Here is a 25567-nt window from a genome sequence, read left to right as displayed (position 1 = left end):
AGCGAATCGAATAATAGGTATTCAAAATGATGGAATTTTTAAATCGACTCAGTAATACGTTTTACAGTGGTAAAACAAAACCACTCGCTTGGCGAAAATCACAATTGTTGGCCTTGAAGCGGATGTTAATGGAAAATGAAAATGCCATTTACGAAGCCTTAAAAAAAGACCTCAACAAGTGCCAGTTTGAATCTTACATTTCTGAATATCAGTACGTGTTAAAAGACATCAAACTCTTTATCAAAAACTTAAAGAAATGGAGCTCGGCACAAAAGGTCTCAACACCTGTTTTGGCCCAGCCAGGTAGTAGTAAATTGGTACCAGAGCCCTATGGCACAGTGTTGATTATGGGCGCTTGGAACTACCCACTACAACTCGTGCTGAGTCCTATGGTTGCAGCAATTGGTGCTGGTAACTGTGTGGTATTAAAACCATCAGAGTTAGCGCAAGCGACGTCAAATCTGCTTGCTAATTTGATCCCAAAATATCTAGATAATGATGCGTTTGCTGTATATGAAGGTGGGGTTGAAGAAACGACGGCATTACTCAAGCAGCGCTTTGATTACATTATGTATACTGGCAGTGAAAATGTAGGCAAAATCGTTATGCGAGCAGCGTCTGAATATTTGACACCAGTGACCTTAGAGCTAGGCGGTAAAAGCCCTTGTATTGTCGATGATAAAGTTAATATTAAAGTAACGGCCGATCGCATTGTCTGGGCTAAGTTTTTGAACGCTGGCCAAACTTGTATCGCTCCGGATTACATCTTGGTCACTAAGGCTAAGCGGGCTGAGCTGGTGGAAGCACTAAAAGCGTCGATTACTAAACATTACGGCGAAAAGCCGTTTAATTCCGATGACTATGGCCGAATTATCAATCACCGTCATTTTGGTCGTATTGTGAGTTATATTGAAGCCCAAAAGGACACTTTGGTGCACGGCGGCGAGACGGATGAAGAAAACAAATTTATCGCCCCAACTCTGATGTTAAACCCCGAACTTGAAAGCGGTGTGATGCAAGAAGAGATTTTTGGTCCAGTTTTACCTATCGTAGAAGTTGACAATATGAGTGACGCCATTCGTTTTGTTAAAGATAGAGAAAAGCCGCTTGCGTTATACTTTTTTAGTAACAACCAAAAAAACATTGACGCGGTAAGCCAACAAACCAGCGCAGGAAGTATGTGTATCAATGATGCGGTTATTTTTATGGTTAACCCAGAATTACCATTTGGCGGTGTAGGCAACTCAGGCATGGGCAGTTATCACGGCAAGTGGGGTTTTGATACCTTTAGTCACTTAAAGCCGATTATGCACAGAAGCTTTTTGGCTGATGCTCCCATTCGATACGCGCCTTACACGAGCTTTAAACAAAAGTTGTTTAAGTTGATCGCCAAATTGTAACGTAAGACTTCAAAAAAGTTGGCCGTGGTTGCTATCACGGCTCAATAATCATGCTTGGTGATTTCTGCCAAGTCGTCTCTAAAGCCGTTGTACTGGCAATATACACTGTCTTCAAATCGGGCAATGATATTTCGGGTACAGTATTTGTCGGCAACATCTCGGTCAATATAAATAAGGTCGCCAGCGTTGCAAGGGTGAGGGCTCTTGCGAACGTAAACGTTTTCACATTGTACGTATCTTGGTTTGTATTCACCGGGCTTAAAGTCATTGACGGTCACTTCCCAAAAGTACACCGCCGTTGCACCCAATATGAATAATCCAATAATTACCAATAACCCTTTATTCACCTAATGACTTCCCAATTTGTATTTCTGTGCGTATCTTTTTATTTTTATTGTAAGCTTCGCATCTACTTTTGCTGGTCTAGTTTGGCAAAATAAACTTGAGCAGCAGCCTTGACCTTTGGCGCCAAGATAAACGCTGACAACATAGTCGGAATCGCCATCAAACCGTACATGCCAATCATAAAGTTAAAGACAACGTCTAACGTAACAATACATCCAGCAACAATAGAGAACAAATAGAACCATTTGTATAAATGAGCGCGTTCTTGACCGACCATAAATGCAAAACATTTTTCACCGTAATACCAATACGTAAACATGGTAGACGCAGCCAAAAACAGAATTTGAATCGCTAACAAAATTTGACCAATTAGCCCTAACTCTTGACCAAAGACCTGCATGGTTAACTCAACGCCTTTAATGCCTTCAACGTCTTGCCACATACCCGAAGCTAAAATCACTAGCGCGGTACAGGTACAAATGATTAAGGTATCCACCATTGGCCCTAACATACCGACTAACCCTTCGCGAATTGGTTCGTCGGTTTTTACGGCACCATGTGCAAGGACTTCGGTACCAATACCCGCTTCGTTAGAAAAGACGCCACGAGAAACACCAATGATAATTACGCCTAACAAGCCGCCTGAAATTGCTTCAGCTTTAAATGCTTGAACAAAAATACTTGAGATAAGCGCCGGTACTTCACTCGCGTGATTGAATAACACAGCTAAGGTCATCAAAAGATAACTAATTGCCATAACTGGCACTAAACGGCTTGTTACGTAAGCAACACGCTTAAGACCACCAAGGATAACGGCAGCAACCAACACGGTAATGACCACCGCAACGATTGAATTAAACAGCATTGGGTTACTGACCCAACTATCAGGAACCAGTTCTTCTCTAAACGCTGCGGTTAATTGGTTGGCTTGGAAAGATGGAATCGTCCCGAACAAGCCAGCAAAGGCAAATAATAACGCCAATGGTTTCCAACGTTTCCCTAAGCCTTCCATGATCACATACATAGGGCCGCCATGAACATTGCCATCTTTGTCAGTCGTCCTAAACATGACACCTAAAGAGCAAGTAAAGAACTTGGTCGAAACACCTAAAAGTGCCGTTAACCACATCCAAAATACCGCTCCTGGCCCACCTGCAGTGATGGCCAAAGCAACACCGGCAATATTTCCCATACCTACGGTACCCGCGAGTGCAGCAGATAGTGCTTGGGCGTGAGTTAAGTCGCCTTTTTCCGAGTCTTTGTCGTGTTTACCAGTGAGTAAACTTATGCCGTGGGGCAAATAACGAAACGGCACAAATTTAGAATACAGTGAAAAGAAAATACCGCCACCGACAAGCCAAACAATCATTGGCATGCCCCAGACAAAATTTGAGAATGCGGCGGTGACTTGAATTAACCAATCCATCAAAAAACCTTTTTTATAATTATTAAATAGAGCGTTGTTGGAGGCTGTGACGCTTCCAATTAAAAACTGTCCATGCTGCTAGCAACAATAACGGCACACACATTGTGAGCATGATGTTCCAGCCAAACGAATAAATGACCCACCCAGCTGACAGTGAGGCAATAGCCTGGCAAGTAAACATGATTAAATCATTGATGCCTTGTACTTTAAAGCGCTCATTGGGCTCGTAGCTGCTGGGTAATAAAGCGGTTGCTGAGACAAACATAAAGTTCCAACCGACACCCAACAATACCAATGAGAACCAGTAATGAACATACTGCTGTCCGACAAAACCGATCATTAGACAGATAAATAAGGTCAAAACACCAGAATAAAGAATTTTTTCGTGACCAAATTTGGCGATCAGTAACCCAGTAAAAAATGACGGCAGGTACATTGCGATAATATGACTTTGAATGACCCATTTAGTGGCAGCAACATCGAAGTGACTGTGAACGTGCATGCTGATTGGCGTGGCTGTCATAATAAAACTCATCACGCTAAAGGCGATGGTTGCAGAGGCAACAGCGGCAATGAATACGGGTTGTTTAGCAATGGTTGTTAATGGCCTTGGTTCACCCTCTACTTTTGACTGCTCGAAGATAACGGGCTTGAATTGAGTTAAAATAAAAAACGCAGGGACAAACAAGGCTGCCATCAACATAAAAGATCCTACAAACTCAATGTCGAATAGATTCTGGCCCCAAAACGCGATTTCTGGACCGATAAAGGCAGCTAACAGCCCAGCGATAAGCATAATCGATATCGCTTTACTTGCGGTATCTGTCGGCACTGATTCCATTGCAGCAAAGCGAAATTGCTGATTAGTTGCAATCATGAAACCAAAATTCAATATTGAGAAACAGAATAGCCAGAAGTGGCCAATGGTTATGCTATACGCTGTTAATAAGCAATTAAGCCCGCCCCATATCGATGCTAACAAAAACGTTTTTTTGCGGCCGATACGAGACATCAATTTGACAGTGGGCTGGATCCATAGCGCAATACCAACAATCATGCACGCAACTGGCAGTGTTGCAAGATTGCCAGAAGGCGCTAATTTTAAGCCGACAAAGCCTCCGACAAAAACTACGACAGGTCCGATGGAGCCCATAAGTGCTTGTGCAACCATCAGTAACCAAACATTTTTATGCATGTTGTGCATTGAATACCTTTGGGGGTTGTTTGAAAAATAACCATTGCAATTTTTGATATTGGTGCAATATTAAAAAGAGCGAGAGATTTGCGTTTAGACATTACGAAATGTTGTGAAAAGTCGTAAGTTAAACTCTAATGTTGTTAATCTAACTTGTTCTTACAATAGATTCTATCGCTAATTTAATGGATTACACTTACAAAGAGGCATTTTGGAGACGACTATGAAAAATACAAAACTTTTATTAATTTTGGGTATTACGCTTGGTTTGGTGGCCCCGATACAAGCGGGCGAAATAAAAGCCGAGTGGAAAGAACCTAAGGAGTTTCGTGATCTTCGTGCCGCGGACGGATTCGACAAGCGGTTTCACAAGAAGTTTATTGAGGACTTCGATAAATTTTTTGCCAAAGTACAAAGTGAATTACCTGAAGACGTGAAGGTTGAATTTAAGTTTACGGATGTTGATCTAGCTGGTCGAATTGATTTTGGTAGCAGTTTTGACCGAGTTCGCTTGGTAGAGCATCAATACTGGCCGCGAATGGAATTTGAAGTTGTTATGTACAAAGGCAACAACAAAGTCTATCAAGACACTGTTTCAGTCAAAGACATGGCCTTTATGGACCGAGCTCCTGCTATCCAATATCGCAGTTTCGGATACGAAAAGAGAATGTTAAAAGAATGGATAGACTCAGAGCTAACTGACAAGCTGGCTCAATACGAAAAAAGTCAGAATAACGTAATGGAAAATGGCTAGAAGCTGTTTTCAACGACACGAAGCCACCGCAAGGTGGCTTTTTATTTTGTCGAAGAATTAACGGTAAGCCAGTGTCAACTCGGCAGTATCTTCTGGTATGATTTATCAAAGTCACAATCAACTAATCAATGAGCGATAAGATGCAACAACAATTATTAACCATGCTAACAATGCAAGACGATATGAATACCAAGGTACACCCTCAGTGGCGTGAACAAGGGTTTGAGTGGCACCGTGCTATTTGGGTCGAGCTGGCAGAAATGTTAGACCACTATGGTTGGAAATGGTGGAAGCATCAACAACCAGATATCGAGCAAGTACACCTTGAGTTAATTGATATCTTCCATTTTGGTTTGAGTGCGCGTTTGGTGACAGGACAACCCGTTGCGGATATCGCCAACGAGATTCAAGCTGAGCTGGCAAACCCAAAAGCGGCCCCAAGCTTTGCCGAAACAATCGAACAAATGGTTGCCAATACGCTAGCAACTAAAGGTTTTGATGTTGCTTCATTCGCTGCTTTAATGGCGCAGACCGAACTTAGCTTTGATGAGCTGTTCCGTCACTACGTAGGCAAAAACGTCCTTAACTTCTTCCGTCAGGATCACGGCTACAAAACAGGTGAATATATTAAGATCTGGAATGGCAAAGAAGACAACGAAGTATTGATGGATGTATTGCGCACGACAGATGCGACGGCTACTGATTTCAAAGAATTAGTATACGCTGGTCTTAAACAAGCGTATCCGACAGCGTAAATTCAGAACGTTAGGCTTGAAGCAAAAAGCTCACTATTGAAGTGAGCTTTTTTGTGTGTGGGTTATTTTACTGCAGATTTAAATTCTGAGAGAGTGGTATGCAGTAAATGAAGTTTTCGAACCACTTCTTCAATTTGATCTTTTTGTCCGGCAGGCGTCAGATTCGAATTTTTAATCGCTAAGATTTGCTCAGCTGTTTCTTCTAGATAAGGCATAAACTTTTTTGCTTCGGCCTGAAAAGGCGCGTCGCTTTTGAATATGGTTTCAAACTTACCATGACCTTGCGCTTTCAACGCGTCTATTTGCGCATCTGCGTCGATGGCTTTACGGTATAACTCTTTTAAATTTTCTTCTAAGCTGTTGATAAGGTTTTCCACTAAAGAAATTCCTGTTCTGGCCGATTACAATGGCTGTTAGTTTAACTTAAATAGTAAAACCAACAAAGCAAACCTAGAAATAAACAACCAGGAGAATGTCTGTGTTCGTTTCATCTTCGGGGTTTAACCCTAGCGCCAACGCAATGGAAGGGGGCGAAGCACTGGCCGCTAATTTAGCGAAAAGTGCGCAAGAACTAGAAGGCCGGGCAGCCTTGCAACTGTTAGCATCAACAGCTCAGGTGCAAGCACAACTGCCAAGCCCTGCAGTAGGAAGCACAGGAAGTGTGATAGGACAAACCATTAATATTGTGGTTTAGCCGACTTACTAAAATGGGTGGATCGGGGTTTTACTGGCCTCGCCGCCTATTTCTCTCACCAGCTTAGGTACCAAAAATCCCGGTAGGGCCTTAAGCATGTCTTGATACAAAGCCTTAACTGTCTCGTCGCCTAAATCAAAATGAGCTGCGCCTTGGACTTTATCAAAGACGTGTAAGTAATAAGGCAAGATCCCCGCGTCAAAACTCACTTCGTGTAATGCAACTTGTTGCTCTAGGTTATCGTTTATGCCTTTTAGCAAGACGGCTTGGTTGAGTACAGTCACGCCTGATTGTTTTAGCTCAGCTGTGACTTGTCTGAGTCGCGCTGAAATCTCACGTGAATGATTGATATGGTAAACCATAACGGTATTAAGTCGGGTCTGCTTGAGTAACTCACACAGCTCAGGTGTGATTCGCGATGGGATCACAACAGGTAAGCGACTGTGAATTCGCAATCGCGTAACGTGGTTAATGGCTTCAAGTTCGTTAATAAACCACTGCAAGTGACTGTCTTTGGCCATCAATGGGTCGCCACCGCTTAAGATCACTTCATTAATTTCTGGATGGTTAGCAATATAATCTAGGTGTTGCTTTAACTGTTGCTTGTTAACAGCGTTATCTTCGTATGGAAAGTGACGACGAAAGCAATAACGGCAGTTAACTGCACATCCTGTCTTAAACATGATTAAGACTCGAGATTTATACTTGTGCAATAAGCCTGGCAGTTCGGCTTGGTGCTCTTCTAAAGGGTCGGCGACATAACCTGGTGTTTGGACAAATTCCTGCTGGTGGGGCATCACTTGTAGCAATAGTGGATCGTTCGGATTGCCTTTTTCCATTAAATCAACATAAGGTTTGGGTGCACGCATCGCAAATAATTGACGGGCATCGTCATTGCCTTGTGCCAATTCTGGGTCTAAATTCAAGTAAGCAAGCAAGTCTGATAGCCGAGTGAAACTGTGTTTCAATTCTTTTTGCCACTCTTTTTGGCTTTGGGACTCAACAGAAAGGATTGCTTGTTGTATCATTCGGTTCACTTATATTTTGGTATTAATTTATTTTAGAGGATGACATGGCTTCATTCAGCACTAACCAATTTAAAGCTGGCCTAAAACTAATGATTGATGGCGAGCCTTGCAACATTTTAGAAAACGAAATCGTTAAACCTGGTAAAGGCCAAGCCTTCAACCGCGTTAAAATCCGTAAGCTAGTAAGCGGTAAAGTCCTAGAAAAAACCTTCAAGTCAGGTGAATCTGTAGAAGGTGCAGACGTAATGGACGTTGATTTAGCTTACTTATACTCTGACGGTGAGTTTTGGCATTTTATGAACAACGACACGTTTGAGCAAATCGCAGCAGACGAAAAAGCCGTTGCAGATAGCGTTAAGTGGTTAGTTGAAAACGACGTTTGTACTCTAACTTTGTGGAATGGTAACCCAATTTCGGTAGCGCCACCTAACTTTGTTGAGTTAGAAATCACCGAAACTGACCCAGGTCTTAAAGGTGATACAGCGGGTACAGGCGGTAAGCCAGCGACATTGACGACAGGTGCGGTAGTTCGTGTTCCTCTATTCGTACAAATTGGTGAAGTTATCCGTGTTGATACTCGTACCGGTGAATACGTAGGTCGTGCTCAAAAGTAATCGGCTAGAGTGCGATAAAAAGTCGGTTTTTGCCGGCTTTTTTTGTGCCTGAGGTTGGGCGAATCACAGGTCTACACATTATTGTGTAATGAACGTTGGTGAACAAATTAATGAGGATAGAACTATGTCTTGGCAGCCCTCTGCGCCACTCGAAAACTTAAAACTCCGTGCCCAGCTACTCCGCTCTATTCGTGAGTTTTTTAATGAGCGAGACGTTTTAGAAGTAGAAACTCCGTTGTTGAGCCAAGGTACAGTAACAGATGTCCACCTTGAGCCTTTTGTGACGCCGTTTGACTACCACGTTTCGGGACAACCTCAAAACCACTATTTACAAACGTCTCCAGAGTTTGCGATGAAGCGTCTTTTGGCTGCTGGCTCTGGTCCTATTTACCAAATTACCAAAGCGTTTCGCAACGAAGCGGCTGGTCGTTTTCACAATCCAGAATTTAGTATGCTGGAGTGGTACCGTCCTGGGTTTGACGATCAGCAACTGATGGACGAGGTTGCTGATTTAGTTGTCCGTGTTTTAGGTGTACCTTCAGTCAAACGAGTCAGCTATCAACAAGCCTTTATTCAGTTTTTGAATATTGATCCATTTGCTATTTCGTTTTCACAACTTCAGGCTTTTACGTTAGAGCGCTATCAAGACCAATGGGTGAAAGACGAAACCGACAAAGACGTGCTTTTACAATGGCTGTTTAGCGATATTATTGAGCCTCAGCTTGGTATCTCAGAGGGTGCGGCACTGCCATGTTTTGTATTTGACTTTCCGTCTAGCCAAGCGAGTTTAGCCAAAATAAATCAGCGCAATCCTAACGTCGCGCACCGTTTCGAACTCTATTTCAAGGGTATTGAGTTAGCCAATGGTTTTTATGAGTTACAAGACGCTACAGAGCAACGCAGGCGTTTTGAAAAAGACAACCAAATGAGACAGAAGTTAGGCCGTGAGCAACGACCTATTGATGAATTATTTATTGATGCACTGTCCCATGGTTTACCCGACTGCAGTGGGGTGGCGTTGGGCGTCGACCGCTTGTTGATGTGCCAGCTCAACGCCCAGCACATCAATCAAGTTATCAGTTTTGATCAGCCGCGTTGCTGAATTAGCTGACTTGTTTTGTGAAGTGTCGCTTTTAGTGGTTCTAATGTCATTGGCTTGGTGAGCTTTTCGTTAAATAAGCCATTGGGATCTTTAACAAAAATATCAGCCGTAAGAGCGACAATATTGGCGTTTGGATTGTGCTTTTTAATACGTTCTGCAGCTTCAAGCCCAGAAATGTCCGGTAAATTAATATCCATCAGAATTAAATCAAACGAACCTTTAGTTGCCTTATCGACCCCGCTTAGGCCGTCGTCGGCCACGTCTACTAAGCATGCCTGATTTTCTAACATAGCCTTGGCTAGTATTTGATTTATTTTATTGTCTTCAACCACTAAGACATTTAGTCCCGCTGCGATATCGAGCTCGGCTTTATCTTCTGTCACTAATGATGATTCAGGGATACTTTGTAGAGGTAATAATATGGTGACCGCCGTGCCGACACCTTCTTCACTCTCAATTGAAATCCTTCCACCCATTAGCTCGACGAGTCCTTTGGTGATACTCAACCCTAACCCGGTACCATGCGTCCCGCTTTTTGATACTTGATGGTATTTGTCAAAGATCTTGGCAAGGTTGTCCTTACTGATCCCAATTCCTTGGTCAACAATTTCAAGCTTTAACTCATCATTTTCCACATGAAGCGAAATCACAATCGTAGAGTTTGGCGAGGAAAACTTAATCGCATTGTTCACTAGATTGATAATTACTTGAGAGAATTTTCCTGAGTCAATCCAAGTGTCATATTGGCTGTCAGACTCATGGACGTGTTGAATGTTAATGCCTTGCTGTTCAGCCTTTACTCGAAGCATTTGCAGTAGATTGTCCATGGTATCGACCAAATTAATCGCTGCGGGTTCTAGGTCCATTTTACCGGCTTCAATTTTGCTCAAATCTAGTACGGCATTAATCATAGAAAGTAAATGCTTACCACTAAAATCAATGCTCTCCATATATTGGATAGCTTTGTCGTTTTTAAGGTAGCTCGATTTATCTGCCAATAAGATCTCTGTAAACCCAATGATGGCATTGAGCGGCGTTCGAATCTCATGGGACATATTCGACAAAAACTCAGTTTTTTGTTGATTAGCGTGTTCGAGTCGTTTCGTTTTTAACCGTAACTCGAGTTGGCCGATGACTTCTCTGCTGAGAATGGCTAAAGCTTTTCGTTGGTGGTCGTTTAACTTATTAGGCTTTTTATCGATTACGCAAAGAGTACCAATGGGGAGGCCCTCGGGTGACTTTAATGGCATTCCAGCATAAAAACGAATGTCAGGAGAGCCTGTGACAAGAGGATTATCGGCAAAGCGCTCGTCCTTACTTGCGTCTTCAACTTCAAATATTTCATCTTGTAATACGGCATGGCTACAAAAGGCGATATCTCGTTCAGTTTCATTCGCTTCTAAGCCGATTTTACTTTTAAACCACTGCCTGTCTGGGTCTACTAAGCTGATTAGTGAAATCGGCGTACCGCAGATTTCAGAAGCAAGCGAGGTAAGATCGTCGAATGCTTGCTCGGCTTCCGTATCAAGAATATCGTATTCGTACAATTTTCTGAGCCGATCTTTTTCATTTGGATGAAGAGGTGCAACAATCATCAACGATTAGTCTCCTTAAAATAATTCTACTACTTGCTCTCCCTCCGACTCTTGTAATCGTCGTTTGAACAAAGACAGCGCTTCCTCTATTGATGCGCCATTGAGTATAGCATCATGCATTTCTTGTTCGGTTTCAATAGTGTAACTAGCAGAAATCTTATCTCTGAGTAATCTCCAGTCGTCACTGCTCTCTAATTTCTCGTTGTCACTGACGAGCTCTGCGAGGAGGCTAAGGTTACTTTGCACATGGCTAAGGCGTTGACTTAATCGGTCGTAAAACTGAAAAGAGACGATGGCTTTATCAACTTGGCCTAATACATTGGCGGCTAATTGTTTGGTCTCTTGATCACTATCGGGGTTACTTTGGACTTGCATACAAAAGTTGGCTAAATCTTGAAATGAATCGCCGAGTTGTTCGATAGAACTCTCTCCTTCATGCATTCCAGAGTGAATTTGAGCTACATTTAAAGCCAGTAATTTTGCAGTTTCTGCCCGAAAACACAGTTGCTCATTTGGATTAAACTCATTACTCATAAAAACTCCTTTCAGGCTTTGTGAGTTGGTTTTTGTACATTCCTAGCCAAGCTTTAGTTGATTCACAATGTTGTGTGCTTGACGCGGGTGGTTAGCAAAAATACCGTCGACACCGGCTCTAAATAACCATGATATTTCATCGGCGTGATCGACGGTAAACACAAAGACTTTTTTGTTTTGCTCATGAATGTCGTTAATTATAGACTCATCTATACAGTCCATATCCAAATGCACACTATAAATTGGAAAATCATTTAAAAGAGTACTGATATCAATTGGATTTATAGCTAATAAAAGTCCCAATTTAAGGTCAGGTAAGTGTTTAGAAATAGTTTGGAGGTATCTGTGATTGAAGGAAGAAATCAGCAATCGACGTCGGTCAAAGGAAAATTTTTCGCACAATGACATTAAGGCTTGCTCAAAACGAGTGACTGACTTTAAGCCTTTTATCTCTATATTGAGGGTAAATTTATAGGGAGCGCAATACTCAATTAACCAAGCTAAATTTGGAATCGACTCTCCATCATTTCCTTTAATAGCATCTAAGTCGTACTCGGTTAGGTCGGATACTTTTTTGTCGATATTAAGTAGACGAGTTAGCCAGCGATCGTGAAACACCACAAAATCGGACTCTGTTTCAAACAAATCAATCTCAAGCCCATCCATCCCTTCGTCATTACAATGGGACAAGGCTACTTTTGAATTTTCTGGGTGCAGCGCTGATTCACCCCGATGTGCAAAAATCAACATGTTGCTAACCACCTTTTGGGGTTAAGAACCAAATCAATAATTATTTGTTAGAAACGGTACTTTGAGCGTTTTTACTAGATTTTTTACTAGAAACAGTCTCATACATTGCCGCAGCTAAAATAATGCTTCCACCACCAATAGTAGCAAGAGCTGGTGCTTCAGCAAGAATTAAAAACGCAAAGCAGATGCCATATACCGGCTGTAGGCATGCGACTAATGCCGCAGTTTTTGCACCTGTGTGACCAATGGCCGAGACAAATAAGGCATGAGCACAAGCCGAAAAAACAACGGAAAACAAAACGAGTTTCCAAATACTGTCCGCAGTTAAGTCAGTGGCCGGAACAGAGATAAATGGCAACAACAATAGGCCCGTTATCAAAAATTGGAAAAACATAGACTGACCACCATTATAGTGACCAAATTTGTGTTGGACGAGCACATTGCGCAGCGCAAAACAAAGGGCAGATAATAACCCAGCGCCCACACCAATTAGGTATTCATCAGAGAGTTGCGATTCACCAAACCAAAGGTCTGGAAATAACATAGCCACACCTAACAGTACTGCTAAACCCAGTAACACGTCTTTTTTGTCTGGAAGTGTGCGCCTAAATATAGGTTCAATAAACACCGTCATCATTGGGTAGGTAAAAAGTGCCAACATAGCGGTAGCTACAGTCGTAACTTGAATGGCGTAAAAATACGTTACCCAATGTACAGCAGCTAAAGAGCCAACCAACAGAGCAATACCCAAATCACGAAGGCTAGTTATTTTGAGAGAGTGTTTGCCAAAATACAAAACTAGAGCCAAAAAAGCTGCTGACAAAAAGCCTCGATAGCCAATCATGTCTAGAGCTGGAAGGTCAATGAGTTTGGCAAATAAGCCGGCTCCACCTAAGAGTAAAACACCTAGGTGAAGCTGAAGAAGTCCTGACATAGTGTCTTAAGACTCAGATGAAGTGTCGTTTGGAGTCTCAGTGCTAGACTCAGGGTTTAACACGTCAGCAAAACATTCACCCATTCGAGTCTTAGAGCCTGCTTCTAAGTCTTCTTTAAATTTAATCGCGTCTTTACCGAATAGGCAAACGACCGTTGAACCAAGTTTAAAGCGACCCATTTCTTCGCCTTTTTCTAGGAATACTGCTTTGTCGCCTTCGGCAGGGTATTCCCAGCGGGTCACGTCACGGCCTCGAGGTGGGGTGATTTCACCAGCCCAAACGGTTTCGATGCTACGCACGATAGTTGCACCAACTAATACCATTGCCATTGGGCCGATTTTGGTATCGAACATAGCAACAACACGTTCGTTGCGAGCAAACAAGTTAGGTACGTTTTGAGCCGTTAAAGGGTTAACAGAAAACGCTTCGCCAGGTACGTAAACCATGTCCGTTAACTGACCATCAACAGGCATGTGTAGGCGGTGGTAATCACTTGGCGCTAAGTAAATACACGCAAAATCACCACCGATAAACTTATCTGCTAATTCTTGGTAACCACCTAATAACTCTAGAGTTGTGTAATAGTGGTTTTTGGCTTGAACCAAACGACCATCTTCAATAGGGCCTAATTGGCTAACGGCACCATCAACAGGGTGAGCGACCTTGTCATCACCTTCAACAATTGGACGAACGCCATCGGCTAAAGCACGAGTAAAGAAGTTGTTAAATGTATCGTAGTGTTTTGGATCTGGGTTTTTAGCCTCATCCATGTTGATGTCGTAGGCTTTAATAAAACTTTTAACAAAAAACGTCGTGACAAAACCAAGTTTGGCTTTTGCAAGATAGCCGACTAACTTAGACACACCATGTTTTGGTAGGGCGTATTGAAAGGCCAGTTTTAAATTATCAAATTTCACGTTGAATACCTTAAGTTTTTTGTGAGCCGGGCATTGTACCTGAGCTGTTTAAAAAATGAGACTATTTTTCGTCTTTTGGCTGGTGGCGTAAGGTGATGTCATCTACGGTTTGTAAAATTCGCAAATAACTCTGATACCGAATGTCGCTGACCTTGCCATCGCTTACCGCTTGTTTTAGTGCACAGCCAGGGTCGTTCTTGTGACTGCAATCTCTAAACTTACACAATCCAACAAAATCACTAAACTCGACAAATCCAGCCAATATTTCGTCTTTGGAAAGGTGCCACATTGCAAACTCGCGAACACCGGGTGAGTCGATTACTGCTCCACCGTTTTGGAGGCGATAAAAACGCGAAGCTGTCGTTGTATGTTGGCCTAATCGACTGTTTTCCGACACCTGTTTTGTTTCAATATTGACGTCTGGCAATATCGCATTAACAAGTGACGACTTACCAACACCGGATTGACCGACAAAGACACTAACGTGATCTTTTAATAAAGCTTGAATTTGCTCGATGCCTTCCTCTTCTTTAGCTGACAGAGTGACAACCTGATAGCCTATGTCGGTGTAGAGTTTTACGGTTTCTTCGAGTAAGTCTTTATTAGTTTCGTCCAATAAGTCCATTTTGTTGATCAAAATGATAGGACGAATATGAAGTTGTTCCACCGCTACAAGGTAACGATCAATAATGTTTGGAGTTAAGTCAGGTAACAGGGCTGATACTATTAAGATCTGATCGATATTGGCAGCAACGGGCTTTAACCCGTCATAAAAGTCCGGACGAACAAATTCACTGGTTCTAGGCTCGACGGCTTCAATGACACCTTGAAAGTCCTCATTATTAACCTTGTACGGACGCCAAACTACAATATCTCCACATACCAAAGAGTCGACTGCACGGCGGATATTACATCGAATTATTTCGACGTTGTTGTCATCAGAGACCTGGTCAAACTGCTCGGTGAGTACTTTAGAGCCATCTTGTTCAGTGACATTTCTCTTTTGTACCTCTACGTCAGCGTGCATTCCGTACCGAGTAATGATCCGACCAAACTCCTGACCGCCTAATAGGCTATCGTCTATGTTAACGTCCTCTACGTCGTTATTGGCGCGTTTTGCCTTAGCCAATCTTTTACTCTGATTTGCTTTAATTCGACGAGTCTGCGATTTAGATAATTTCTTTTGTTTTGCCACTTTTGCTCTATGATTTAGTTATTAAAACTTGTGAATGTCGTTAAAAAGAATAACAATGTGGTTATAGTATACATTACCGACCTTGATAAAAAGGAATCAGTAGGACCTTTATATGTCTTTTAGTGAAAATAATCTGGTATGGGTAGATTTGGAGATGACGGGATTAGAGCCTCGTCACGACAAAGTACTTGAAGTTGCAACGATAGTTACGGACAGTGAGCTGAATATTTTGGCTGAAGGCCCAGAGATTGCGATTCATCAGCCAGATGAAGTGTTAGATAACATGGACGAATGGTGTATTCGTCAACACGGTAAATCTGGTTTAACAGAGCGTTGTCGCAAAAGTACTGTGACAGAGCAACAAGCGTGTGAAATGACTATCGACTTTTTAAAAGATTACGTTCCTGCTGGTAAGTCTCCTATGTGTGGTAATAGCATCTGCCAAGATCGCCGTTTTATGCATATTCACATGCTTACCCTTGAAGAGTTTTTCCATTACAGAAATATAGACGTGAGTACAGTTAAAGAATTGGCTCGTCGTTGGAATCCTGAGCTTGTCGACAGCTACAAGAAAAAAGGCGTCCACCTAGCACTTGAAGATATCCGCGAGAGCATCGAAGAGCTCAAGCGCTACAAAGAAAAATTCTTTGTTCTTTAAAAAGAGTTAATACCGATTAAGCCGCAATGATTGCGGCTTTTTTTGTACCTAATAACTAACCGTATTTAAGGAATAGACTATAAGTCGATTTTAATCTTAGGCCGAGCTAACAGGATCCTTTCTTTGAACTAAACTTAGTCTAATAAACAAGTAAAAAGAGGGATAGCAATTGATCGGTGGCCGTCGAACCTTGAGGAGCTATTTGTTATACGCTCTATTGAGTGTCGCTTTGCTGTCTACTATTTTATTAGTTGTTATCTACGTTCACTATGCGGAAAAAAGCAGACTCGAGCAAAAAGTTGAAAGTCTTTCACTCAATGCCAGATACACTGAGCACCAGTTTAAGCGCATTGTTGGTAATGCGGAGCAACTGTCTTCATTGCTCGCATCTTCGCCTCAGTTAACTCAGCGCCTACCGGATGCGTCCGATTTACAAACCTTTAAACGTGCACAAACAGAATTAAATAAATATTTATCGACGATCAGGAATATTTTAGACAGTGAACATCACACTGTACGGAACATCACCATACTAGATGACCAGCAATTGATCTTTGCCACAACAGATCTAGATAACGACCTCTCCAACTTAATTCAGCACGATAGGTTTTTACCTTTAGAGCAAACTAACAGTGCCGTTCAGTTTCACTTTACAACACTTGATAACAAGCCATTTTTGGCGTTGAAACAGTTTTTTAATTCACCCAATGAAAATGGCTTTTCGGTGCTTATTGGAGTTGAGTTAAATGCGATTTTTAACAGTCAATCACAAGGTGAGCAAATTCATACATCTTCTCAATTGTCCGTTGTTTTCAAAGGTAATTCCGATGCAGGTAATCTCATTTATCAGGAGCGCTGGGAAAACGGTTCTGGCTTAATAAATTGGCCAGAATTAGATGCTCTGAATAAACATGATGAGATATTTTACATCAACCAACAAAGTTTAAGTGCAGATATAGGTTACGTAATACAAAATGAGCGGCTTAAGCTTGCGATTATTGCTTTTGATGACTTACCTCAGCCACTGTGGTTAACGCCGCTATTTTGGATTTCGGTATCATCTATTGTTTTGGTAGTAACCCTTGTGATGTTTGTAGTGAGTCGTGTAATTAGTCGTCAAATTGTTAAACCACTTGATGATCTTTTAATCATGGCTAATGACATGCTCAGTAGCACAAACAAATTAAGCGCCCCAAGTATTCAATTTGAAGAGACCGAGCGTTTGAGCAAAGCCATTTCTACCCTTGCAGAACGAATGCAAACCGCATTGAGCTGTGCAAATTTAAATCAGGACTTTGTATTAGAGTCAGTGCGTGAGGGGGTTATCATCTTTGATGAGCAAGGCACGATAATTAAAGTAAACCCATCCTTTACAGAGATGACGAGTTTTGAGACTGAGTCTTTGTTGGGAAGCAACATCAATACTTTACTAAAAGAGCACGACCAGTACTTAATAATGGGGCTAGCTTATAAACTAATGAGCGAATCCGAAAAAAGCTCAAAAGTAGATCCCAAGGATGTCACGATTATTTGTGCGGACAAGTCAGAAGTCATCACTTCTTCAACCATTACTAAACTCGTCAAGCTCGAAAGCTCTTTGTTCTTAATGGTGTTGACGGATGTTACCGAAAAAATCCAGTATCAAAAGAAACTCGAACATCTAGCTCTACATGACTCTCTCACTGATTTGCCCAAAATGTTGTTAGCAAGTGAGCGTTTAGAAGCTGCTATTAATAGTGCGAAGCGCTCATCATCCCTCGTTGCAGTTATGTTCGTTGACTTGGATCTGTTTAAGCCGATTAACGATCAATATGGTCATGCTGCGGGAGACCTAGTTTTACGAGTTGTTGCGAATCGAATGAAAGAGTCATTGCGCCAATCAGATACCGTGGCTCGGATTGGCGGGGATGAATTTTTGGTGATAGCACCAGAAGTAAAAGACAGTGCTCAAGCTTTGATTTTGGCGCAAAAGCTAAATCACGTAATAGAGCAATTTATTGATATTGGCTATGAAAAAGTAAAGGTGGGAGCCAGCATTGGCATTTCTATGTTCCCATCAAGTTCTAACAACAAAGAAATGTTGATTGCGTTAGCAGATGAAGCCATGTATCGGGTAAAAGCAGAGGGGCGTCAGGGGTGTAAACTTCACCCGAGTTGTACGGGAGATGAGGCGGATAATGTTACTGTTTTATACTCTCATTCGTCTCCGACAAAAACGAAATAAGTTGTGCTGCCGTAAACAAATACAAATCTGCTGCCGCTTTACCAAACATACTCGTGAGCACTTGCGCTGTGTTTGTGTTTATTCGCTGAAAAGCTTGGCCGCCGGAGATAAAAACCGGGTTGTGAGTGGGAGTTAGTCCAGCTTTGATATTTTCGATGAATTGCTCTGTATTTGATAGGTTGTCATACATAGTCGTAGAAAAAACCACAGCATCTATTTTAGATTGTTGAATGAGAAGATTGACGTCTTCGCCACTAATCTTACTGTTCAATGCGAGTTGAACTCGAATGCCATTAAGTTCGAGTAGGTGGCCGAGCATTTTCATACCTACAGTGTGTTTTTCAAATGGCGTACAGGTTATGAGTACTTGTTTATCAAGTCCCTCAAGAGAGTGGATAAGTGGCTCGTACTCACGAATAACTCTAGAACAAATAGAAGTGGCTAAGTGCTCTTGCTGGTGGACTATTTCATTTCGCTCCCATTTACGCCCCACTTCATACATAGAGGGTTGGATAATCTTTTCCCAAAAAACTGAGATATCGGAAGAGTTCAAAATAAATTGATGGGTTATAGCTAGAGCTGTAGTGAGGTCAGGCTTTAATATTGCTGACAAAAATTCAACTTGGGTTTCAGCAATTTCACTTTCGGTAAGTTCTTTACTCAAGACCATAGTTAGTTTTCCGATTCGATCGCTACTGCATTGATTCTAGTTCAATTTCAATGGCACGACAGCTTATTCGCACTTCGTACAATGACATTAACAAGGATAGTACGAGGGCAAGTAAGCTTAGTCCAAACATCACTGAGCCCAACTGAGCGAGGTTAAAAAACAGTGATAACATTGCCAAAGTACACAACAAAAAGCTGACCACGCCAGCAGTTTGCATTGACCGGATCAGGTGTAAGCGACGTCGTAGGTTGGTAATTTGTCGCTTAACAACGACTTCTAACCCTGAGTTATTTCGTTGATTCAATTCTCTAATGAGTTGGGCTAATACTAAAAATCGGTTTGTATAAGCTAATAACAACAACGAAATTGCCGGAAATAGCAATGCAGGGGTGGTCAATGTCATAGTTTGTAATAAATCATTTAGCATAATAAAAATCATACGCTTAAGTGATGTAAATCGCCAAGTATAAATGCGTAAAAAGTAGTTATTTTTAGTACAAAAAGTTGCTATTCTGTTTTTAGTTGGAACCAGTGGGTAACGGACAAAGCCTTGGGCGGTAGGCACGATGGAACAAAAGCAAGTATCTAAATTAGAACAAGAAATTGCTGAGCTGCAAAAAAAGCTAGCGATTGTTGAAAGCGATAAACAAGAAGCTGAAGATGCGCTTTTGGAGCTGTCTCAACACCTGACTTGGCAAGAAGATCAAATTGAAAAATTACAATCTGGTCAAAAGGCCGATTCTGATGACGAAGTGGACTTTATAAAAGCTCAATTGCACGACGCTCAGCAAGAAGCCGAACACCTCTCAGAGCAATTGTTAGCAAAAGATCTCTCGATGAGTCAGTTGATGACTGAAATCAGCGATTTAAAAGACTCCATCGAAGCCCTTCAACTCGACTCCCATAAAGTTGAACAACTTGACCAAACCGAACAACAACTTACTGAACTTAACTCCCAACTGACTGACATTCAACAGCAACACACTGAAGCTTCTACTCAACACCGCAACGAGATTGACCAGCTTCAAAGTGCTCTAGATAAAAGCCAACAAAGTCTGAGTAATGCAGAGCAATTGATCAGTGAACAAGATACTGAAATTGCAAAGTTAACCGCTCTTCAAAATCAAAATGAACAGCAAGAAGCCCAGCTAGATGGGTTTAAAGGTGACGTTGAGCGTTTAATGACGGAGTGCGGCGAGTTACAACAGCTCAATCAAGCTCTAACTGAGCGAGTGGATAACTTAGAGCATCAGCTAGAAGAAAAAGGTGCTCAATTAACAGAGTTCAAATTAAAGTTTCAAGGTGCAGAAACGGCCAACACCGAATTGTCTAAAGCGATTCAAGATAAAGACGTCAAGTTACTCGGACTAGAAGAACAAAACAAAAACCTTTTGTTTGATCTAGAAGAGCAACGCATTGCCACGAGTGGTGCGACAACCAAGATTACTCGTTTAGAGTCTGTATTAGCCGAGCTCGAACAGAACAAAACTACCCAAACGGCCGAACTTGAAAAGCAGATAAGTGAACTTAAAACTCAATTAACAAACACGCAACTGCAATGTCAGGAGTTGAACCAAAGCCTTGATGAACAAACTGAGTCGACGCAGCAGGAGATCTCTGATTTAACAACTCAGCTCGCTGAACAAAAAGAGCATTACCAGACGACACTCGAAGATAAACAAAAGCTCGAGTCTTTATTATCCTCGGTTCAGCAAGAGCTCAAGCAATCGAAACTGAGCAGTGAACAGAATCTGACTGAGTTAGAAGCTAAATACACACAACAAATAGAGCAACAGCGTCAGTCAATGCAGTCAGAGCTGGATCGCGTGACAACAGAGTTAACCGAGTCGCAACAGCAAAACCAACTGTTGCAGACACAATTGACTCAACAGAGCCAAGATTTAGAGCAGGCAAATGCTACGCAATCAGAACAAGTCTCGGCGTTACAGTCGAAGTTAGAAGAAGCTAATCAACAAGTTCAAACTAAACTACAAGTGATTTCACAACTTGAGCTCGCCCACACTGAAACTCAAAGCCAATTGTTGACCTCAGAGCAACAACTAGCGGACAAACGAGCTGAGCTTCAACAGGCACTGGAAAACTCAGAACAAGACGCGCAACAAATACAAACGTTAAATAATCAGATTCAAGCACTCAATTCTCAGTTGGCACAACAGCGAGACATCACTCTTCAAGAAGCCAAAGAAGCTAAAGATGCGGCCGAGGCGAGTGCAGCCACGATTGAAGAGTTGCAAACCAAGTTAGCCAAACTCAATCAAGAAAAGTTAGATGTTTTGTCGTTAAAAGAATCTGAGTTGAATACGTTAACTGATACGTTAAACAACGTAGAGCAAAACATAAAAACTCAAGCTAATCAGATTCAAGAATTAGAAATCGAAAAAGCAGATCTATCGGACCATACTAAACAGCTTGATTCAGACAAGCGCGCTTTGTTAGAGCAAGTCAAAAATCTAGAAATTGATAAAGCATCACTAGCGAGCCAACTACAAGAGTTAGAGACACAAAGCGCGAGTCAAATGCAGCAATTAGAGCAGGAGGCTCATACCTTAAGATCTCAAATCGAACAGCTCAGTGATGACTCAGATTCACAAGTCGCGGTATTAGCAAAGCAGCAGGCTGAAACAGAAGCCAAAGTCGAACAGCTCGAATCAGAAAAACAAAGTTTGTCAGAACAACTGACCCAACAAGTTTCATTAGTATCGACACTTCAAGATGAAATCGTATCGGTAAACCAGCAAGTGGTTGAGTCAAAGGCAGAGCTGACTGACGCACAAGAGAAATTGTCAGCGGAACAGCAAGCGCATCAACAAACATTGCAACAAGGGACAAAAAACACCGATGATTCCCTTGCGGCAATGGAAGGGCAAGTTCAGCGAATTCAACAAGAGCTCAAAACACTGCGCAGTGAAAAAGCCGATGTTGAAGAGCGCTTGGCGTATTCTGAACACAAAGCCGAATCTCTACAGGAGCAGTTAACGGCGGCTCAAAACGCAGGCGCAGAGCAAACTGAACACCTATACCAAACCAACCGAGAACTAACAGAGCGAATAGAAGAAATTCAACTTCAAACAGCGTCGTTTAGAGTGGAATATGAGCAAATGAAGGTTCGTTTGGCCGATACGTCAGAACAGCTAGGTAGTGTTGATGAAGATCTAGTCGAAACACAGCAAAGCTTGCATGTCGCCCAAAACGAGTTGCGAAAACTTCAAGATCAATACACACAACTAGAACATGAGCACAAGTTAACTTTATCACTCGAAGAGCAATTAAGAGATGAGTTAGAAGGTTATAAACAAGGTAAAATTGAAGAGTCTGAGTTGGTTGCTGAGGCAGAGATTAACCATGCTCGAACCGTAATTCAGCAGCTTCGTGCCGAAAATAACCAATTAAAATTCGATTTAGAAGAAAAAGTTGCCGAATTAGAGAGCCAGGTCACTGAGTATCGGTTAAAATTCAATTTTGCGCAGCAACAGTTAGAGCAACAAACTCAAGATTAGTGTGTTGTACTAAACTGCATTTCATATTTAATTCGAAGATGGTGCTTTATGAGCCAAAACAAGGCTAACAATTTTCAGCGTATTCGCGCGCTACCTAAAAAACAGCAAGCTATTTTATCTCTTATGCTCCTGCAGCGTATGTTGCCAAACTATCAATTGTTTGTTGCAGTGACGGAGTTTCCTCAGCCACATCAAATCGACAACATAATGAATAGCCTTTGGGAGCGCTTATTGATCCAAGGTGCCAAGTTAAACTTTGCTGCATTGGAAGAAAAAGTTGAAGCGCTGACTCCAGACGAAGCCGCGTATGATATGTACGGTGTGTATCCTGCCATTTACTTTTGTACCGGGTTATTGACCTATATTGCTGGCGAACAAAATGACGATGAATACGACGCGGTAGCTATCGCAAAAGTGTCTCAAGGTTGTATTGTGCACTTGATTGAATATCAGGCTGGCGAACAAGAGTTAGATAACACGGCGATTAGAGAACACGAGCTCATGGTCAGAGAGGTTGAGTTATTGACTGAGCTAATCGACTGGGTCGAAACCCTTAACCTCAAAAAAGTATCTGCCAATGACATTAAAAAACAAGCATTGTCCAAAGCCTTGGCAGATGGAATGTCTAATATCGGAATTGAACTAGATTAATCTAGTTCAAAGACCAATTTAAAAGTGACTGGGATTGCTGTCGCAATTGATGGTAATCCTGCGAGCTCTTTTAGTTTTTCGACACCGGCAATTAGCCCAAATTCATTTGCGTTGACCAAAACAGGCTTAGCGCTGATCACTAAAATTTTATTTTCACTTAGCTTATAAACATCAGAATGAGCAATAAGCTGTTGTTCAATTCCATGAAGACTCAGTGTAATTGGTGCGTGGCGGTGGAAAGACTCTCCAACTTTTAGCTCTTTAAGCGCGTCCAATGAAACTTCTGTCTGTACTTTGGCTGTACTAAATTTTGAAGTATCAAAAAGGTGATTTTGCAAACGTTGATCTCGAATCTCAATACCGGTACTGACGCTCGTCAAATCAACTTCTACCGTTGCTAACCCGTTTTTATCAATACTACCTGATAGCGACTTGAATTCATTTACTTCACCAATGCTGTCCTTTTTGATTGAAACAAACACCAACTTAGATTGAGATTCAATGAGATCATACTTGGCGGTTGCCGTCATCGGTAAAGCAATCAGCATTGCAGTGGCAAAAAGTTGTTTTAAGTTAAACATTTAATGTGCTCCTTAAGTCCTTGTTTGTTATGGAGTTGGTTTTACGACTATAGCCACCAAACGGTGCACTAAAGGTGAAATTATCAAGATAGTCGGCAACGCTACACTAAAAGCAAAGAGCCAGGCTTGCAACCAGATAGATACAATATTATCGACCCAACCAATGTTAAACACGGTGATCACCAAAGACATGATCCCCGACATCAACAGCGCCATAAAAAACGAAAAAACAATCCGCGTATATTTAACGTCAATCATACTCAACACACTAAGAAATTTTATAGGTCGAATAGAATAGCCGAGTTTGATTGGGGTTCCGAGTTTTCTTTTGTAAAGCCGATAGGATTAAATTCGGCTTGTGGAAACAAAAAGCAGGCCTCGTCATAAAGAGTTTGTAGCCACTCCGCACCACAAACAAGATCAATGCTATGACCACTGGCATAACAAAAAGAAATCGTATCATCGGTAGTTAAAACCTGAATCACTTTGTCTTTCAATACTACGGTGGTGTCGCTCCTGAGAGCATGATAGGCAGGTCGATATATGATTTTTACTTTGTTGCCTTTGTCGACGAGTGTATATTCGCAGCGTTTTGAGCGACGATAACGCTCAAACCAAATATTTACCAAAATAAAGGTCAACAGTATTACTAATAACGGTGTTTGCCACTCCTTGACAGCTTCTAACATCCCTTACGATCCCTAGTTCGTTAATTAGATAAAAATTTCACTAAACGACTATAAAGAAATTGTAAACGTTGCGCCAGTTGTTTTGTTATTAGAAACAGATACCTGTCCCTCATGCCAGTTCACGATTTTACTGACAATCGCTAAGCCTAAACCAAAACCTCCACTGGCTTTGTTGCGGCTAGTATCCAAACGGGTAAACGGAGTGAAAATATCGGCTTGTTGTGATTCTGGGATACCACAGCCATCATCGACCACCTTGATAGTTAGGCCTTTTTCATTGTTTGTAATATATAAATCAACGCGCTTTTCGGCATGGCGTTGAGCGTTTGTTAATAAGTTTTGTAACGCTCTTTCGAGAAGATAACCATCACACATCCACATTAAGTGCTCATCGCAATGTAGTTGAATTTGAATGGCGTGATTACGGTTTAGTTTCTCAACCAAGTGGTGACTTAACGCATACAGATCAACTTGTTCTATGTTTAGGTTGGGCTCTGCTGTTTCGAGGCGACCGTATGTCAAAACTTCTTCAATTAATAACTCGATTTCGGCAATGTCTGTCAGCATGTTGTCAGCGACATTGACGTTAGAGCTTGGATCGTCGCAGCCCTTTAAATCATCTTTGGCAATCGCAATAGAAAACTTTAACCTCGCCAAAGGCGTTCTTATGTCATGACTCACGGCTTGCATCATTTGTTTCTGGAAGTTCAGCAATTCGCGAATACGACGTGTCATTGCTTCAAAGGCTTTACCAAGTGGAAAAACAATAGAGTGCGGCTTTAACTCATTCTCTATATCGAGCTGACCTGACGAGATCCTATCGGTATAACCTTTGAGGGTATTTAAGTCACGCCACAATGGATAGCTCCAACCCAAAATTAAGATGGCCAGTGCACCATAGGCAAATAACTTTAATATCCCACCAATCCAAGACAATTCTGAATGGCTATTTTTGAATACAAGTGGACCTACGAGCAAAACTTGGTTTGGGTTAAGGGGAAGGTAAATCTCCACCTCATGTTCAGAAATGTATAAGAAAAACGGCTCCATTTTATCAATCGCTTCGATGTGCTCAGGTAACAGGGTAAATTGCTCAATCTGATGGATCGTCGCATTGAGTTTGTGATTCTTCAGAGATTCGATGACGTCTGTTTTGTTGCCTTGCTGATAAAGCGTTTGATAAGGCTTTAACAGTGTAACCATGGTTTCAATAGAGCGCGGCTCTGAGTGACTGGCGTGTGTTTCAAACTTTTGCCATAGCCACTCGCCACTCCAAGTGATCAAAAACAAACCAAAGGTAATGGCTACGTATAAACTGATAAAAAGTCGTTTCAAAG

27 protein-coding genes are annotated in these 25567 nt (G+C 41.8%); 10 read left to right on the top strand and 17 right to left on the bottom strand.

The annotated features are described in order from the left end of the window. Positions 1–26: 26 nt before the first annotated feature. Positions 27–1400 carry an aldehyde dehydrogenase family protein gene (locus J1N51_RS07880; protein WP_208830108.1) on the top strand — a complete coding sequence of 458 codons (1374 nt, stop codon included), beginning with the start codon at positions 27–29 and terminating at the stop codon, positions 1398–1400. A 41-nt stretch (positions 1401–1441) separates the two neighbouring features. Here J1N51_RS07880 and J1N51_RS07875 read toward each other — a convergent pair whose 3' ends face one another. From J1N51_RS07875 to J1N51_RS07865, 3 genes are all read right to left on the bottom strand, one after another. Beyond that, positions 1442–1747, bottom strand: coding sequence for a hypothetical protein (locus J1N51_RS07875; protein ID WP_208830106.1), 306 nt, complete (start codon positions 1745–1747; stop codon positions 1442–1444). 62 nt (positions 1748–1809) lie between these two features. Beyond that, on the bottom strand, positions 1810–3171 hold the full coding sequence (locus J1N51_RS07870; RefSeq protein WP_208830104.1) for an alanine/glycine:cation symporter family protein: 1362 nt from the start codon (positions 3169–3171) through the stop codon (positions 1810–1812). A gap of 22 nt (positions 3172–3193) precedes the next feature. Further along, positions 3194–4375 (bottom strand): MFS transporter, encoded by a 1182-nt coding sequence (locus J1N51_RS07865; RefSeq protein ID WP_208830102.1) that lies wholly within the window; start codon positions 4373–4375, stop codon positions 3194–3196. A 214-nt stretch (positions 4376–4589) separates the two neighbouring features. Between J1N51_RS07865 and J1N51_RS07860 the strand changes: the two genes are divergently transcribed. Both J1N51_RS07860 and J1N51_RS07855 read left to right on the top strand, forming a co-directional pair. After that, positions 4590–5120: a DUF3016 domain-containing protein gene (locus tag J1N51_RS07860; protein ID WP_208830100.1), complete on the top strand. Its 531-nt coding sequence runs from the start codon at positions 4590–4592 to the stop codon at positions 5118–5120. 140 nt (positions 5121–5260) lie between these two features. After that, a complete protein-coding gene (locus J1N51_RS07855) occupies positions 5261–5875 on the top strand; it encodes a dUTP diphosphatase (RefSeq protein ID WP_208830098.1) in 615 nt (204 codons plus the stop codon). A 62-nt stretch (positions 5876–5937) separates the two neighbouring features. Here J1N51_RS07855 and J1N51_RS07850 read toward each other — a convergent pair whose 3' ends face one another. Continuing rightward, on the bottom strand, positions 5938–6252 hold the full coding sequence (locus J1N51_RS07850) for a prephenate dehydrogenase (RefSeq protein ID WP_208830096.1): 315 nt from the start codon (positions 6250–6252) through the stop codon (positions 5938–5940). A 101-nt stretch (positions 6253–6353) separates the two neighbouring features. On the opposite strand from J1N51_RS07850, the gene J1N51_RS07845 reads away from it, so the two are divergent. Then, positions 6354–6569, top strand: a complete 216-nt coding sequence (locus J1N51_RS07845) for a hypothetical protein (RefSeq protein WP_208830094.1) — start codon at positions 6354–6356, stop codon at positions 6567–6569. Positions 6570–6577: 8 nt separating this feature from the next. On the opposite strand, the gene epmB is transcribed toward J1N51_RS07845, so the two are convergent. Beyond that, positions 6578–7606 (bottom strand): EF-P beta-lysylation protein EpmB, encoded by a 1029-nt coding sequence (gene epmB, locus J1N51_RS07840; RefSeq protein WP_208830092.1) that lies wholly within the window; start codon positions 7604–7606, stop codon positions 6578–6580. 35 nt (positions 7607–7641) lie between these two features. Here epmB and efp point away from each other — a divergent pair, with 35 nt between their 5' ends. Together efp and epmA are read left to right on the top strand one after the other, a co-directional pair. Beyond that, on the top strand, positions 7642–8211 hold the full coding sequence (gene efp, locus J1N51_RS07835) for an elongation factor P (RefSeq protein ID WP_208830090.1): 570 nt from the start codon (positions 7642–7644) through the stop codon (positions 8209–8211). A 124-nt stretch (positions 8212–8335) separates the two neighbouring features. Then, entirely contained in the window at positions 8336–9313 is a 978-nt protein-coding gene (gene epmA, locus J1N51_RS07830) for an elongation factor P--(R)-beta-lysine ligase (RefSeq protein ID WP_208830088.1), read from the top strand. Here epmA and J1N51_RS07825 read toward each other — a convergent pair. The 6 genes from J1N51_RS07825 to rsgA form a co-directional block, all read right to left on the bottom strand. After that, the gene (locus J1N51_RS07825) at positions 9298–10908 is read right to left on the bottom strand and encodes a hybrid sensor histidine kinase/response regulator (RefSeq protein ID WP_208830086.1); all 1611 of its coding nucleotides are present in this window, start codon (positions 10906–10908) and stop codon (positions 9298–9300) included. The genes epmA and J1N51_RS07825 overlap by 16 nt on opposite strands. Positions 10909–10923: 15 nt before the next feature. Next, positions 10924–11442 carry a hypothetical protein gene (locus J1N51_RS07820; RefSeq protein WP_208830084.1) on the bottom strand — a complete coding sequence of 173 codons (519 nt, stop codon included), beginning with the start codon at positions 11440–11442 and terminating at the stop codon, positions 10924–10926. Between the two features lie 42 nt (positions 11443–11484). Continuing rightward, positions 11485–12192, bottom strand: coding sequence for a glycerophosphodiester phosphodiesterase (locus J1N51_RS07815; protein ID WP_208830083.1), 708 nt, complete (start codon positions 12190–12192; stop codon positions 11485–11487). A 40-nt stretch (positions 12193–12232) separates the two neighbouring features. Continuing rightward, on the bottom strand, positions 12233–13126 hold the full coding sequence (locus J1N51_RS07810) for a DMT family transporter (protein WP_208830081.1): 894 nt from the start codon (positions 13124–13126) through the stop codon (positions 12233–12235). A gap of 6 nt (positions 13127–13132) precedes the next feature. Continuing rightward, positions 13133–14044, bottom strand: coding sequence for an archaetidylserine decarboxylase (gene asd, locus J1N51_RS07805; RefSeq protein ID WP_208830079.1), 912 nt, complete (start codon positions 14042–14044; stop codon positions 13133–13135). A 61-nt stretch (positions 14045–14105) separates the two neighbouring features. After that, the gene (rsgA, locus tag J1N51_RS07800) at positions 14106–15239 is read right to left on the bottom strand and encodes a small ribosomal subunit biogenesis GTPase RsgA (RefSeq protein WP_208830077.1); all 1134 of its coding nucleotides are present in this window, start codon (positions 15237–15239) and stop codon (positions 14106–14108) included. Positions 15240–15351: 112 nt separating this feature from the next. Here rsgA and orn point away from each other — a divergent pair, with 112 nt between their 5' ends. Then, complete coding sequence (orn, locus tag J1N51_RS07795) at positions 15352–15897, top strand: oligoribonuclease (protein ID WP_208830075.1); 546 nt, start codon at positions 15352–15354, stop codon at positions 15895–15897. 202 nt (positions 15898–16099) lie between these two features. Next, positions 16100–18121 carry a sensor domain-containing diguanylate cyclase gene (locus J1N51_RS07790; protein WP_208830073.1) on the top strand — a complete coding sequence of 674 codons (2022 nt, stop codon included), beginning with the start codon at positions 16100–16102 and terminating at the stop codon, positions 18119–18121. On the opposite strand, the gene J1N51_RS07785 is transcribed toward J1N51_RS07790, so the two are convergent. After that, positions 18078–18791: a cobalamin B12-binding domain-containing protein gene (locus J1N51_RS07785; protein ID WP_208830063.1), complete on the bottom strand. Its 714-nt coding sequence runs from the start codon at positions 18789–18791 to the stop codon at positions 18078–18080. The genes J1N51_RS07790 and J1N51_RS07785 overlap by 44 nt on opposite strands. Before the next feature lie 22 nt (positions 18792–18813). After that, a complete protein-coding gene (locus J1N51_RS07780) occupies positions 18814–19194 on the bottom strand; it encodes a DUF2721 domain-containing protein (protein ID WP_208833370.1) in 381 nt (126 codons plus the stop codon). A gap of 163 nt (positions 19195–19357) precedes the next feature. Here J1N51_RS07780 and J1N51_RS07775 point away from each other — a divergent pair, with 163 nt between their 5' ends. Continuing rightward, positions 19358–22309, top strand: coding sequence for a hypothetical protein (locus J1N51_RS07775; RefSeq protein WP_208830061.1), 2952 nt, complete (start codon positions 19358–19360; stop codon positions 22307–22309). 48 nt (positions 22310–22357) lie between these two features. After that, a complete protein-coding gene (locus J1N51_RS07770) occupies positions 22358–22960 on the top strand; it encodes a YjaG family protein (protein WP_208830060.1) in 603 nt (200 codons plus the stop codon). Here the strand turns inward: J1N51_RS07770 and J1N51_RS07765 are convergent. The 4 genes from J1N51_RS07765 to J1N51_RS07750 all read right to left on the bottom strand — a co-directional run bounded on the left by J1N51_RS07765 (position 22957) and on the right by J1N51_RS07750 (position 25565). After that, the gene (locus J1N51_RS07765) at positions 22957–23541 is read right to left on the bottom strand and encodes a YceI family protein (RefSeq protein WP_208830058.1); all 585 of its coding nucleotides are present in this window, start codon (positions 23539–23541) and stop codon (positions 22957–22959) included. The genes J1N51_RS07770 and J1N51_RS07765 overlap by 4 nt on opposite strands. Positions 23542–23568: 27 nt before the next feature. Continuing rightward, on the bottom strand, positions 23569–23733 hold the full coding sequence (locus tag J1N51_RS07760; protein WP_232842894.1) for a DUF2798 domain-containing protein: 165 nt from the start codon (positions 23731–23733) through the stop codon (positions 23569–23571). 86 nt (positions 23734–23819) lie between these two features. After that, entirely contained in the window at positions 23820–24230 is a 411-nt protein-coding gene (locus J1N51_RS07755) for a hypothetical protein (protein ID WP_208830048.1), read from the bottom strand. A 48-nt stretch (positions 24231–24278) separates the two neighbouring features. Next, positions 24279–25565 carry an ATP-binding protein gene (locus tag J1N51_RS07750; RefSeq protein WP_208830046.1) on the bottom strand — a complete coding sequence of 429 codons (1287 nt, stop codon included), beginning with the start codon at positions 25563–25565 and terminating at the stop codon, positions 24279–24281. Positions 25566–25567: the final 2 nt, after the last annotated feature.

Origin of the sequence: Psychrosphaera ytuae, from assembly GCF_017638545.1 — a bacterium.
GTDB classification, from domain to species: Bacteria; Pseudomonadota; Gammaproteobacteria; order Enterobacterales; family Alteromonadaceae; genus Psychrosphaera; species Psychrosphaera ytuae.
The sequence above is the reverse complement of the archived record's forward strand: the minus strand, read 5'-3'. Positions and strand labels throughout refer to the sequence as shown.